9 protein-coding genes are annotated in these 14314 nt (G+C 30.2%); 8 read left to right on the top strand and 1 reads right to left on the bottom strand.

Annotated features, from left to right (window positions below; translation table 11 throughout):
- Positions 1–6 precede the first annotated feature (6 nt).
- A complete protein-coding gene (nrfH, locus tag EI427_RS20700; protein WP_126618548.1) occupies positions 7–597 on the bottom strand; it encodes a cytochrome c nitrite reductase small subunit in 591 nt (196 codons plus the stop codon).
- Positions 598–869: 272 nt separating this feature from the next.
- Here nrfH and EI427_RS20695 point away from each other — a divergent pair, with 272 nt between their 5' ends.
- The 8 genes from EI427_RS20695 to EI427_RS20660 all read left to right on the top strand — a co-directional run bounded on the left by EI427_RS20695 (position 870) and on the right by EI427_RS20660 (position 14313).
- A complete protein-coding gene (locus EI427_RS20695; protein ID WP_126618546.1) occupies positions 870–4406 on the top strand; it encodes a T9SS type A sorting domain-containing protein in 3537 nt (1178 codons plus the stop codon).
- Positions 4407–4578: 172 nt separating this feature from the next.
- Complete coding sequence (locus tag EI427_RS20690) at positions 4579–5526, top strand: T9SS type A sorting domain-containing protein (RefSeq protein WP_126618544.1); 948 nt, start codon at positions 4579–4581, stop codon at positions 5524–5526.
- Between the two features lie 474 nt (positions 5527–6000).
- A complete protein-coding gene (locus tag EI427_RS20685; RefSeq protein ID WP_126618542.1) occupies positions 6001–6519 on the top strand; it encodes a PH domain-containing protein in 519 nt (172 codons plus the stop codon).
- A 61-nt stretch (positions 6520–6580) separates the two neighbouring features.
- On the top strand, positions 6581–6901 hold the full coding sequence (locus EI427_RS20680) for an antibiotic biosynthesis monooxygenase family protein (RefSeq protein ID WP_126618540.1): 321 nt from the start codon (positions 6581–6583) through the stop codon (positions 6899–6901).
- 116 nt (positions 6902–7017) lie between these two features.
- Positions 7018–8004, top strand: coding sequence for a T9SS type A sorting domain-containing protein (locus tag EI427_RS20675; RefSeq protein WP_126618538.1), 987 nt, complete (start codon positions 7018–7020; stop codon positions 8002–8004).
- Positions 8005–8247: 243 nt separating this feature from the next.
- A complete protein-coding gene (locus tag EI427_RS20670) occupies positions 8248–11238 on the top strand; it encodes a VIT domain-containing protein (RefSeq protein WP_126618536.1) in 2991 nt (996 codons plus the stop codon).
- 141 nt (positions 11239–11379) lie between these two features.
- Positions 11380–11970 (top strand): GNAT family N-acetyltransferase, encoded by a 591-nt coding sequence (locus tag EI427_RS20665; protein ID WP_126618534.1) that lies wholly within the window; start codon positions 11380–11382, stop codon positions 11968–11970.
- A gap of 180 nt (positions 11971–12150) precedes the next feature.
- The gene (locus tag EI427_RS20660) at positions 12151–14313 is read left to right on the top strand and encodes a peptidase domain-containing ABC transporter (RefSeq protein WP_126618532.1); all 2163 of its coding nucleotides are present in this window, start codon (positions 12151–12153) and stop codon (positions 14311–14313) included.
- Position 14314: the final 1 nt, after the last annotated feature.

Genomic DNA, 14314 nt, shown 5'->3' with positions numbered 1-14314 from the left:
GTTTTATTATTTACTAAGGGCATTTTTCAGCCATTCTGGTACAATTAATTTTTTGTCGTACTGAACAGGTAATTGTTCAATACCTAATCCAACAGAAGATAAACTTTTTACTCTTCCGTGAGGAGTTTCTCTGTGACACTCCCAACACTGTCTCTCAGTTCTGTGTTTGTAGTTATCAGGAACCATTGCAACAGTTTTTGCATCAGTAACCTGATCGCCATGACAACGAATACAATTTGCTTGTACTACTTCTTGCCCGGCTTCGTGCATTCTTATTACTTGAGGTTCAGACCTTGTGGTATACACATATGAGTGATATAATCCATCTTTGGCTTTGAAACCGTATTTTGCAAATACACTTGTATGGGGAACGTGACAGTCGTTACATGTTGCTACCTCTCGGTGTGAACTGTGTTTCCAACTTTCAAATTCTGGTGTCATAACATGGCAATTGACACAGGTAGTAGGATCGTCAGACAAGTATGAACCTACACGTGCATTGTATGCAGTGTAAATTGCAAGTCCGACAATTGCTCCTATTAGTGCTGCGACTACAGGTTGCCATTGTTTTGGTGGTATGAGTTTTTTAAACATCATTATTAAAGTTACACATTCAGTTGATTGTGTTTATACATTTATAGTACAGTAATATTAGCGTAAATTTCACATATTTAACAGTTACAAAACAGAGTTTTTATCATCTTTCCTAGTTTAGAATTCTTCTAAAGAAAGGTATTGTATTATATGTAGATTATTTGGTGTAATTCTTTGATTTTGATGTTAACCTAGCAAATTATGTTCAAAGTGAAGTAGAATGATTTATCTTGATAAAACCCAAAACCTAATTACTACCTAATTCAAAAACTACTATGAAAAGGATGACATTGCAGTTGTTATTCATCATTACAATTTATTGTTGCTTATCAATCAATTGTATAGCACAACGTATAATCACTTTTGGACATAATTTGAACGAAAATACCAATAATTCTATTTTATCATGGGACTTAAATGGAGAGAGCTTAAATCCTGTAGCCGCAAATTTCAGTGTATATATAGCAGATAATCAAGTAGACATACCACTAAATGTAAGTACTATTTCTGAAGATTATCAATATAGAATAACAGTAGATTTTTCAGATTTTGATTTATCCGATGGAGCGATTATAAAATTGAAAACCACAATTCTAGAGACTTTAGTAACTGCATCTCAAAATTATTTTTTTGATAACTCACCTCCCATAATTAGTCAAGTTGAAATATGGTCTGATAATGATGATAATATAGTTACACCTGGTGATTCTGTCTATTTAAGAATATCCGCAAATGAGCAAATTTCGTTTGTAAATGGCACTATTCATAACCACGAATTTGATACCAAAACTATAAATACACACACAATAATTTTAAGTAGGAAATTTTCTACTGTAGATCCATATTTTTATGAGCCATTACCATTTTTAATAACCATAGAAGATCTAGCAGGCAATGCTATTCCCGTTTCAGAAACAACAAATAGTTCTAGCGTTCATTATCAAGTAAATAATGGCTCATCAAATGTTATAACTGCTCCAGACGAAGATTATTTTTGTCATTTATTACTTAATACAACAATAACAGGGTCTTCTACATCTATTGAAATTGATGGTAGAGCATTTTCTACTTCATCCTCAATCGAAGTACCAACAGAAGGAATGGATATACATTGGGAAGTATCTTTTGATGATGGACCTTGGAATGAGATTCCTAATAGTAGTACGGACAATTTATATATAGAAGCAGTACCCACTTCTGGGAGTTATAGATATAGGAGAGTAATTTCTTATTATGAAGATTCAGATATTAGTAACGACGTCGAAATTGAAGTGTTTGATGTCGAAAGTCAGATTGTCAACTTGTACCCTTTAGATTCTACGTATGATGTAAACGCAACCCAAGGTATTAATTTATCAACATCTGTAGATAGTGATCAGGTAACAATTGAGATAACAGGTAATGGAGTTGTTTCTAATCAATTTTTTTCTAATCAAGCAGGAGTAGGGCAGCATATTATTCATTATAGAATTTATGACGAACATTGTGAAGGGAATTACACTAAAACGTTGTATGTGAATGATGAACAAACTGCTCTTCAGTTGAATGCAAGTTATTGTCAATTTGATTTACCTATAAATCTGCAACTATCTGGTCAATTAAGTGGTTTTTCAGGGCTAACACTTTCTCACTTTTCTGGAAAAGGAGTTGTTCACTCAACGCATCAATTTGATCCAACCAGAGTAATTGAGCAATCAAATGTAGAAGGAGAAGGAGTTGAAACTTTAATAAAGGCATATTTTACAGATTCAGATTATGTTGTTAGAGATTCAATAGCACAAAATGTAACTGTTTATAAACCTTACCGTCTACATTTATCGGTACTTCAAGATACATTGTTTTTACACTCAAATGTTCAAGATTTTACAATATCGGCTAATGTAGGAGCACTAACTACGCCATCAATCAATTACTATTTAGATGATGTTCTCGTTAGTACTACACCTTATAATTTTAGTGCAGCTACAAGTGGCATTGGGACTTATCGTTTAAAAGCGATATTTACTGACCCCAATTCATGTGAGACAGCAGACGACCTGATTATAAAAGTCACAAGTCCACCAAATGTTCCCACTCCAACTACTATTATTTCTGCAGAAGACTCTTTGTCTCTTTTATCATTATACACAGAAATGAACATTCCAGTAAATGTTTTAGAACCTATCCGTAATTGGGATTATTTTTATACTAATACTGATGGTAAGATTACAGGTCTTTTATTATTTGGATTAGGAGAATCAAGAAATCTACCAGATCAAATTGCCGCTTTTAAAGACCTTGAAGTTTTGAAAATATATAATACACATTTAACTACTATATCAGATAGTTTGTGGCATCTTCCTAATTTATGGCTCTTGGATTTGTCTTTTAATTTATTAGAAGATGAGGATATAGAAGGTGTAAATAATTTACCAGCATTGCGTACATTTTGGGTACATCATAATAAATTGACAAAAGTACCAAAAGTAAAAGGTATGACTACTTTACACCATTTATTTGCGAACCATAACGAGATAAACAAAGTTGAAAATAATCTTAATAATGTTCCTCATTTAAAAAAACTTGACCTCTCTTTTAATCAATTGGTAGATATGCATGAGAGTTTGGAGAACAAAGACGAATTAGAATATCTTAATTTGCGTCATAATAAATTTACGGAATGGGATTATCCTTTAAACTCAACTTTAGTTGATATTAATTTAAGTGATAATTTATTGGAAAGTATTCAGTTGCCAGCTTCAATACATCAAGCTAGTTTAATGGGTAATAAATTGTTTTTTAATGATTTAGAAAATATTCAAATTCAAAATATTCACTACTCAAACCAAAAATTTGATTTATATCATGAAGTTATACAAATAGAAATTGAGAATGATTATATCTATGAATTACAAAATAAAATTGATAGAGTAGTTTATACTTGGTATAAAGACAATGTACAAATTGGAGATAGCTTATTTATTCAAAATGCATCAAACTTAGATGGAGGAAGATACGTGTGTATAGCAACTCATCCTAATTGGACTTCACTAATAATAGAAGTCGCAGTTGTAACAATTGGAATAGGTTGTAATGAAATAAATGACATCTTATTACTTACTGATAGACGAACAAGTTTTTGTGCACAGGAAGAGATATTGCTTTCAGTCAATAGTATTGTCAATGATAATAATGTTTTCTATAATTGGTATAATAATGATGAACTTTTAAGTACAACTTCAAAAGATATTTCATTACATGAAACGGGAAACTATCATTTACAAGTAACATCTAACAATGGTTGTATTTATTATTCCGATACAGTAGTAATTAACCAATCTGATACTATTGCAACTCCTAAATTAGTCTATAGAAATGATAGAATTGAAATAGTAAATATTGATACTACAAAATATTATTCTTGGTACTATAATAATGAGTTAATCGCTCAGATAGATACATTTATATATCCTTCTAATTTAGGAGAATACAAAGTAATCAGTACAAATAATACAGCATGTAATTCAGCCGAAGGAATAATTAATATTTCTGATAAATCATTACTTACATCACTTTACAATCAGTTAATTACAATAGGAGCAAAAGTGTACCCAATACCAAGTTCTGATATTATAACTGTGGAATTATCAAATTTAACTTCTGTAAATAATGTTACATTTCATACTTTGACTGGTAAAAGTTTTGACGTAGGATTTTCAAACAAAAAAAACCAACTCCTTGTTGATGTCCATCACTTAAAAGTAGGTGTGTACATAATGGAATTATCTGTTATTTCAAAAAAGAAGTTTTATCAGAAGATTATAATTAATTGATCCTTTGTAGTAAGTGTATTATCCTTTTTGAGTAATCTTTGATTAAAAAGAGCACGTTTAATTCATGTAATAGAGGTTAATAGTTTGAACTATTTTGAGAAAGTAGTAACTAAAGCTGATTTTCACCGTTAGTAATAAATATAATTGCAACAATGTTACATTTTAATAATCTATGAAGAATCTATACTTAATATCTATACTAATCATTACTGTTTTTTCTTGTACTTCTAATGATCTTGAAAGTTTAGGAGATTTTGAAATTGCAAAGGACAATAATACTATAAAGATTGATGAACAAATTACTTTTAGTGATACATTATTTGTTAGTACCGTTTTTGACATCAGTAATAATGGAACTCTTACATTTAATAACGTTCAGTTAAACAATTGCTCGATAATTCTTAAGAATAAATCAGAATTATATTTTGAAAAAGAAATTGAGGTTTATGATACCTTAATTATAAATAAAAATGGAAGTGATCATCATGGAGCTTTATGTACAATTGGTGTTGTAAATGTTACAGTTTTTAAAGATGGAGATAGCACAGTTTCTACTTTAGACGGGTGCTACGGTGATGATTTACCTGTCGAAATGATTTATTTTAACTCAACTATTTCAACTTCTAAAAATAATGTATTGTTAGAATGGGCAACAGCATCAGAAATTAATGCCGATAGGTTTGATGTAGAACGCTCTACAAATAATAGAAATTGGACAAATATTGGGGTAATTAAAGCATCTGGAAACTCTAACGTTAAATTAGATTATTCGTTTACCGATTCTGGATTACCAAATGCAACTATTGTTTATTACCGTCTTAAACAAGTCGATTTTGATGGAAAAGCATATGTTTACGGACCTAATGCTGTGCATTTAGATAATTCTGAAAGGACATTAACAGTATACCCAAACCCTATAAAGTATGGTGATGATTTAAATATTTTATCCAGTTTTGATGAGATGGAAGTTAGAATTTATGATTCTTCTGGGCGAACATACACTGAATTTTCTTCGGATCTAAATCACGCAAAAGTACCAATGATTTTTGGTAAAGGAATGCTTTTTATAGAAGTGAAAAGTGGTAAAACTAAAATTGTAGAAAAATTAATAGTGAATTAATTGGATAAATAAACAGATACTTTCCAGTAGAATATAAGCACTACTTTATCTTTTGGTTAGCTTGTAATGTTGGGTTTTGTGTAAATTATGTTAATAAACTAATGATTAATGTTAATGTACATTTGTTTAAATTGATACATTTGTACTGTACTGAATTTATAATCTGTGTGTATACAAGTCCCCTTTTATATGACAACTCAATTTTTACTCATTAGTGTTATTTTTTTAATTTTTAGTATTCATTTCGTTATGTACCTTTTAGGTCGCTACACAAAAAAAAACTAAATAATTTTGACTTTTGTTTTATCAATATGAAATTGATGAAAAGTCCAGTTGCAAGGATGATAAAACTCGTAAAGTAAAAACTTTAGAGATTTAAATTTCTTGTTGATAAGGGAAGGGGTAATCATAAAACTGTTTTATGGTTACCTCTTTTTTTTAGTATATTGTAGTGTACTAATTAACTTAAAAACTATGAATGATAAATTTTATTCAACCTCATTAGATACATTAGCTAAAATACTTACTGTATTTACAATTTCAATATCAGTATTTGTTATCTATAATAGTGTAATTAACCTAGTGTACTATAGCACAAATTTATTCCCTGAAAATTTGTTGCACTTATTTATTATTGTAGGAATGGTAGCACTTTTTATGTTTTGTTTTTTATATGCACCAAAAGGCTATCAGGTTACAGATAATAAATTGATTATACACCGTAGAGGAAAAAATAAATCGTATCAATTGGTAGAAATTGATAAGGTAATAGCACCAGCAAAGAGTGAGATGGGAAAAACAATAAGAACATTTGGAGTAGGTGGTTATTTTGGGTATTTCGGTAAGTTTTCAAACACAAAATACGGAAAGCTCACATTCTATATTTCACAAAGAAAAAATTATGTAATAGTATTTTTAAAGTCAGGAGAAAAAATAGTGTTATCGCCAGATGATCTTTCATTAGTAAATTCCTTGTCTTTAGAAACGGCTTAAAAATTCAATCACCTTAATATAAAGTTAAGGTGATTTTTTTATTAAATGAACAAATTGAAAAATGATAGCAGAAACTCCTAAACCTCCTTATTATGCAGTGATTTTTACAACATTAGTTACTGATACACTAGACGGTTACGAAGAAACGGCCAATCAAATGGTGGAAATGGTAAGTAAACAAGATGGTTTTCTTGGCTTTGAAGCGGCACGTGAAGATATAGGCATTACTGTTTCGTATTGGAAAGACTTAGCATCTATAAAAGCTTGGAAAGAAAATACAGAACATACAGAAGCGAGAAATAAAGGAAGAGAGAATTGGTACAAAGCGTATAAAACAAGAATTTGTAAGGTAGAACGAGACTATGGGTTAGGAGATATTTAAAATAGCTTAAAAAAACAAATTAAACTATACTAAACGTTAAATAAGTGACATGTAAAGGTGACATTCATAATGAGATAATATAACAGTTTAATACTCTTATATTAAACGAATTTATTATGAAAATGAATAAATCAGCAGTAATAAATAGTATCACTTTCATACTTTTTATAACTCTTTTGTCGATACATTTAACTAAAGGTCAGAAATACATTGAAGATAAAAATATAAATTATAAAGAAACAGTTATTCCGATTACTACAATAGTAGAAGAAGATGATAATAAAATAACGAACGTTATTTATGAAATATATTCTGGAGGTGTTTTAAAGTTAACAAATCACGGCTCAATTCACTTATCTAATGTAAAGTTTGTGATGCTAGGAGGTGACCTTGAATTCTCTGCAGAACAAGTGAATGTTTTTAATAAGGATGGAGATACAGAAGTAATTTGGGATGAAAACTCAGAAGAAAGTTGTATTGAATTTGATGACGGAGTTACATTTAAGGATGATATAATAGGCTTTGATCCAGAAGAAGAATGTGGTTATCCTGGTGACGATCTTCCTGTTGAACTTATCAATTTTGAAGCTGAAGTTTTTGAGAATGGTACTTCTTTATATTGGAGTACAGCATCGGAAATTAATAGCAAACATTTTGAAGTACAATTTTCTTCGGATAATAGACATTGGGAAACACTAGATATTATCCTTGCTGCAGGGAATAGCAATGTTCAGATTGATTATCAATACGATGATTATATAATTCGTAGTGGAACAGGTTATTTTCGTTTAAATCAAGTAGATCTTGATGGTAAGAATGAAATATTTGGACCAATTCAGGTTGTTTATAGCGAAAAGGAAAGTCAAGATATAAATGGAGTAATTTATCCTGTTCCGCAATCTGCAGGGAATACAATCAATTTGGATGTAAATAATAATGACCCTTATACTATTATGATATTTAATCAGATAGGGCAGTTAGTTTATCAATCGTTTGATAATTTAAATACTCAACATCTTTCTACACCTTGGGGGCGAGGAGTATTTGTGATGCACCTTTTACAAGGAAAAGAAAAAGATATTATCAAGTTTCAGATGCAATAATATTGATACATCATACTGTATAAAAATCACTTTACTAATAATAGTAGAGTGATTTTTTTTTGAAATTAAAGTTATTTGAATTAGAAAGTAGTTTTTAATAACTAGCACTTGTTTCATTATTTAATATTTGATAAAAATACTAAAACGTAGGATGGTAATGTTAATTTAATTGGTAGTGATGATATAAATAAACACCTTAATATTATCGCAAGAACTTATATTATTACTCATTACTAGTATTTTATGAAAAAGCTACTCTTTATTATTCTATCGTACGTAGTATTAAGTACTACCCTTTCAGCACAAATTTTAATGCCTAATGTATCCATAAATCGGATAGATAAAAGTGATTCCGTTGCATTAAGAAAACTCTATATTGATGTACTTGTAGTGGATAATATAGCCACAACAACAATGGAGATGCATTTTTATAATTATGGAGATAATATATTGAAAGGAGATTTAAACTTTCCTTTATCGGCAGGGCAAGTAGTTTCTAGATACGCACTTGATGTAAATGGAGAATTAAGAGAAGGAGTTGTTGTTAAGAAAGAAAAAGCAAAAGAAGTTTTTGAACAAGTTGTAAGACAACAAATTGACCCAGGTATTTTAGAAAAAACAGTAGGAGAAAATTTCAAAACCTCACTTTACCCATTAAACCCAAAAGAATATAAAAAGTGCATTGTGGCTTTTGATCATGAATTAGAAGTAAATGAGCAAGGTTTATACTATAACCTCCCTCTAGATTTCACGAATAAATTAGATAATTTTGAAGTACATGTTGAAGTAGTAAATAGGCCTATTGCTGTTCCATCAAATACAAAAAATACAATCTCTTTAAAATTCGATGAACAACATTCTGCATTTGTAAGTAAGTATAAAAAGATAAATTTTCTTTTAACTAAAAATTTATCTTTTGATCTTCCAAAATCAGATAATATAAAAGACATTGTTACTTCTAAGGGGACTGTTCATCATCAAAATTACTTTTATATTAATACACAACCTTTGGCATCTGTTCAATTAAAAAGCAAACCTAAAAAAATAACTGTTCTTTGGGATATTTCAGGATCAAGAACATCAGCAGAAATAAATAAAAACCTTGTTTTTTTAGAGAGCTACATTGATTGGATAAAAAACGTAGAACTAGAAATTATTCCATTTAATATTAAAGCGAAAAAGGGAAAAAGGTTTACGGTTAAAAATGGAGATGTTACCGAAGTGAAAAGTTATTTAAATGTTTTAGATTATGATGGGGCAACGGTTATAAATCAGTTACTATTTGATGATGAACAAACAGACGAGTTTCTATTATTTACAGATGGTGTACATAATTTTTCTAATTCAACACTAATTCAAGTTACAAAACCTGTTTATACTATTTGTGCTAATAGTGTCGCTAATAAAACTTTTCTAAAATCGATAGCAGTTCAAAATAATGGGGTATTTATTGATTTACAAAAACTAAAAATCACAAATGCAGTCCACCTAATTACACACCCTCCGTTACAATTTATAAGTGCACAATTTAATAATGCTGAAATTGAAAAGGTATACCCAAGTAAACCAACCTTAATAGAAGGAAATTTTGGAATTACAGGTGTTTTAAATGGAAATAAAAGCGTAATAAAATTGAACTTTGGTACTAATGGAAAAGTAACTGAATCAAAATCATTTACTATTATAAAGAACGATAAAAATGATTTTTCTTTAATTGAAAAACTGTGGGCCCAAAAACAGATTGATGAATTATCTATCCAATCAAAAAAGAACAAAGGGAAAATAACAGCCTTAGGTAAAGAATATAGTATTGTTACAGATTATACATCATTTATAGTTTTAGATAGAATTGAAGATTATGTTCAGCACGAAATAACTCCTCCATCTTCTTTATTAAAAGAATACAATACGTTATTAGCAGAAAAAATATCAAACAAAGAGAAAGACAAGATAGCCCATTTAGATGTAGTATGGACACAGTTTAAAAAAGATATTGAATGGTGGGAAAATGCAGAAGACAAGACTTCTTTTGCTAAAGAAGAGTTATTAAAAAGAAAAGAAAAAAAACAAAATAATAAAAGAGACCAAACTATAAATGGCATTATTGAAGTACCAGATGAAGAAGATAGTTTTTTAGAAGAAACCGTTATTGTTCCCGCCACGCGACAACGAGCAAGTCATAGCAGAGCAAACGAAAGTGTTTCTGAGGATATGGAATTAGAAGAAGAAGCTTTCTTTATGGCTCCATCTGCTGAAAGCGCAAATGTGAATTTAAAAGAAAAGGTTGCAAAAAGGAATACAAAATCTGTGATGAAACTAAATACATATGATTCTAATGCTGCGTATTTAATGGAGATTAAAGCTGAAAAAGGAAGGAATCAATTACTTAAATATTATTCTCTAAGAAAACAATATGCTGAAACACCCTCTTTTTTCTATGATGTAGCTTCTTATTTTTATAAGGAAGGTAAATCAGATTTAGCACTTCAAGTAATTAGTAATCTTGCAGAAATAGATCTTGAAAACCATGAAATTTTAAGAACGTTAGGTAGAAAATTACAAGAGTTTAAACAATACAATACATCAATCTTCATATTCAAAAAATTAATTGATTTGAGACCTTTTGAGCCTCAGAATTTTAGAGACCTTGCTTTTGTTTATGCTGATATGGGTAATTACCAAGAAGCAGTAGATTGTTATTATTCTATTATTGGAGGCGATTTTTCTGATGATGTAAGCAGAAGATTTGGAAATATTGATATGATACTTCTTCATGAAATGAATGACTTAATAGCAAGACATTCTGATAAAATAGATATTTCTGCGCTCGATAAACGCTTCATTTTTAACATGCCTGTAGATATTAGAATAGTGATTGATTGGGATATGTTAGACACAGATATTGATTTATGGGTAACCGATCCGTTACAAGAGAAGTGTTATTACCAACATAAAAAAACAGATATAGGAGGTATTATATCTCAAGACTTAACGCAAGGTTATGGACCAGAAGAATTTAGATTAAAATATGCAGTGGATGGAAATTATTTTATTCAAACACATTATTACGGAAATTCAAAGCAATCTTTATTCGGCCCAGTTACTGTAAGAGCATTTCTATATACCAATTATGGTACACCTAGTGAAGAACGTAGTGTTGTGAGCTTACAATTGTCTGAAATTCAGAAAGGGATTTTTGATATTGGAACATTAGAATTTAAAGTAGCCAACTAACCTTAGATTCTAGTGTAGTACCTTACAGCTCGTTATATAATGTGAAATAACTTTAAAAATAAGGGAGGAATATCATTTCTCCCTTATTTTTGTTCAAACAAAATTATGCTCAACATTTTATAACTACAACATAACTTTATTATGGGGAAATGGCTTAAGAGAATAGAATTAGAAGGAGAGTTGGTAAAACTTATTCCTTTACAATTAGACCATAAAGACCATTTAATAGCTGCCGCAGATGACGGTGAACTTTGGAACCTTTGGTTTACATCTGTTCCTTCCAAAGATTCCATAGATGAATACATTGAGAAAGCATTAAACTCCTTCCATTATGATAATGGTTTACCATTTGCAGTTGTAGATAAAAAATCTGGTAAAGTAATAGGGACAACTCGTTTTCTAAATGCAACAGCCATGCATAGACGTTTAGAAATTGGAGCAACTTGGTATGCAAAATCATTCCAAAAAACTGGAGTTAATACGGAGTGTAAATATCTTTTATTAAAGTATGCTTTTGAAAATTTAAAATGTATTGCCGTAGAGTTTAGAACACATTGGCATAACCATGCTTCTAGGAATGCAATTGCTAGATTGGGAGCAAAACAAGACGGAATACTTAGAAACCATCAGATAGGTTTAGATGGAACTTTAAGAGATACCGTTGTTTTTTCTATTGTTAGAGATGAGTGGGATGTAATTAAAAAATCACTCTTGTTTAAGATGAATAGATAATTTGGAAACAGACATTTGAGTCGAAATTATCATCTAAAGTTCCTCAAATAACAAAATTTAATAGTATACAACAGGTTATTATGTTCTATTTGCATAATCGAGACAATAACCTCTAAACATTTCTATTAATTTTGTGTTCAACTTAACACTACTACGTCACGAATCTATATTACTAAAATAATGACAAACAAAGGATATAAGAAACTTAGTTATCTTCTGTCATCTCAAATCAATCATCCAGTTGAAACAGATTTTCAAGAGCCAATAGTAGACGCAATTGAAGGGAAAGATTTCTGGGAAGTTTTTGTGCGTTATGCAGATGCCATTAATCTAGCAATTGTTAGAAACAGGGGCACCATCAATCAGTTAACAACACATTTAGAAAAAAGTATTACACCATTTATTGCACTTTGTAATTTAGATGGTTCTAAAATGCCTGTAATTTTTTGTGCTGATGAAAAAGGGAAAGTTCTTGCAACGGCTATAGATGTCTTAGGACAAGAATCTGATATTAACCTTACAAGAGCATTAGATCATTTAGTTAGAAACGACGATGGGGAAGTAGAATATGCAGTGCCTATTTCTAATAACCCTATGATTTCTGATGAAAAAACGAAAAAAAAAAATTCATCAATTGCAAGATTATATAGATTACTTTCTGCAGAAAAGAAAGACATTGGTTACATCTATTTATACGCATTATTAATTTCATTATTTGGTTTAGTATTACCATTAGGTGTACAAACCGTTATAGAATTAATAGCAGGTGGAGTAGTAATTGATTCCATTTCTGTTATGATTGGGTTAGTGATTGTAGTGACAATGTTTACCGGTGGTTTACAAATAATGCAGTTAAAAGTAGTGGAGACATTACAACGACGAGTATTTGTTAAAGCAGCCTTTGAGTTTGCATTTAGATTACCAAAAATAAAACTAGAATCGCTTTTAGGAAGTTACGCACCTGAATTAATGAACAGATTTTTTGATGTTCTGACCATTCAGAAAAGTTTACCAAAATTCTTGATAGACCTTTCAGGAGCAATTTTACAGATTCTTTTTGGTATGATTCTCCTTTCGTTTTATCATCCATTATTTATTGTTTTTGGAATGGTATTAATTGGTATGCTTATCATCTTATTCTACATAACAGGTCCAAAAGCATTGGACGCCAATATGGTAGAATCTAAGTATAAGTATAAAGTAGTGCATTGGTTAGAAGAAATGGCAAGAACGTTGCTTTCTTTTAAAATAGCAGGGAACACATCTTTACCAGTAGAACGAACAGAAAATCTTACAAACCATTATCTTTATTATAGAAATAAACAGTTTGGTGTAGTGATCAATCAGTTTCTTTATGTATATATTTTTAAAACCTTAGTAACAGGTGGTTTACTTATAATTGGTTCTTGGTTGGTTATTAATAGAGAGATCAATTTAGGTCAATTTGTTGCCTCAGAAATCGTTATTGTTTTAGTATTATCAGCTTCAGAAAAGTTAGTACTTTCTATGGAAGTAGCTTATGATATGCTAACTGCTGTAGATAAAATTGCTCATGTTACAGACTTACCTTTAGAAAGAAAAGGTGGCGTATTGTTAAATCAGAATATAAAAGAAGGTCTTACAGTTAAAATGAAAGACTTGCATTACACTTTCCCTAATGGAACAAAAGTGCTAAACGGAGTGAATATTGATATTAAATCTGGCGAACGTATTTGTTTGGCAGGGTATAATTCTTCTGGTAAAGATACTATGATTTTGGCACTAGGAGGATTCCTTGATAATTACAAAGGGGGAATTAGCTACGATGATCATTCATTAAGAGATATTGATTTACTAAGTTTAAGAAGTGATATTTCTAAAAACCTATCGGATGAAGAATTGTTTGATGGAACAATTTTAGAAAATATTACAATGGGTAGAGATAATATTACGTATGAAGATATTATTTGGGCACTTAAAAGTGTAGAGCTCTTGGATTTTGTTGAGAAACAACCACAAGGTTTAAAAACAGTAATTGCAGCAGGAGGAAAGGTATTTTCAGAAAGTGTTGTAATAAGGTTTATCCTAGCAAGGTGTATTGTAGACCATCCAAGGTTATTGATTCTAAATAGAACATTCCAAGAATTAGAAAGCCATGTAAGAATGAAAATTCTAACGTTTTTAACTGATAAAAAGAACCCTTGGACGTTAATTTTTGTGGGTAATGATCCAATTCTATCAACATTAAGTGATCGAGTTGCAATTATGAGTGCCGGTAAAGTAGAGGTTATTGGAACTGTAGATGAGGTTAAAGACCAAGACAGTTTCAAACAATGTTTCCTTACATCATCTTTTAACGTTTAAT

Source organism: Flammeovirga pectinis, assembly GCF_003970675.1.
Taxonomy (GTDB): domain Bacteria; phylum Bacteroidota; class Bacteroidia; order Cytophagales; family Flammeovirgaceae; genus Flammeovirga; species Flammeovirga pectinis.
Note: the sequence above shows the minus strand (reverse complement) of the source record. Positions and strands in the feature narration are given on the sequence as shown.

Excerpts from the sequence above, each read along its gene's own strand:
- nrfH (WP_126618548.1), bottom strand. The coding sequence starts at position 597 with ATGATGTTTAAAAAACTCATACCACCAAAACAATGGCAACCTGTAGTC.
- EI427_RS20695 (WP_126618546.1), top strand. The coding sequence starts at position 870 with ATGAAAAGGATGACATTGCAGTTGTTATTCATCATTACAATTTATTGT.
- EI427_RS20690 (WP_126618544.1), top strand. The coding sequence starts at position 4,579 with ATGAAGAATCTATACTTAATATCTATACTAATCATTACTGTTTTTTCT.
- EI427_RS20685 (WP_126618542.1), top strand. The coding sequence starts at position 6,001 with ATGAATGATAAATTTTATTCAACCTCATTAGATACATTAGCTAAAATA.
- EI427_RS20680 (WP_126618540.1), top strand. The coding sequence starts at position 6,581 with ATGATAGCAGAAACTCCTAAACCTCCTTATTATGCAGTGATTTTTACA.
- EI427_RS20675 (WP_126618538.1), top strand. The coding sequence starts at position 7,018 with ATGAAAATGAATAAATCAGCAGTAATAAATAGTATCACTTTCATACTT.
- EI427_RS20670 (WP_126618536.1), top strand. The coding sequence starts at position 8,248 with ATGAAAAAGCTACTCTTTATTATTCTATCGTACGTAGTATTAAGTACT.
- EI427_RS20665 (WP_126618534.1), top strand. The coding sequence starts at position 11,380 with ATGGGGAAATGGCTTAAGAGAATAGAATTAGAAGGAGAGTTGGTAAAA.
- EI427_RS20660 (WP_126618532.1), top strand. The coding sequence starts at position 12,151 with ATGACAAACAAAGGATATAAGAAACTTAGTTATCTTCTGTCATCTCAA.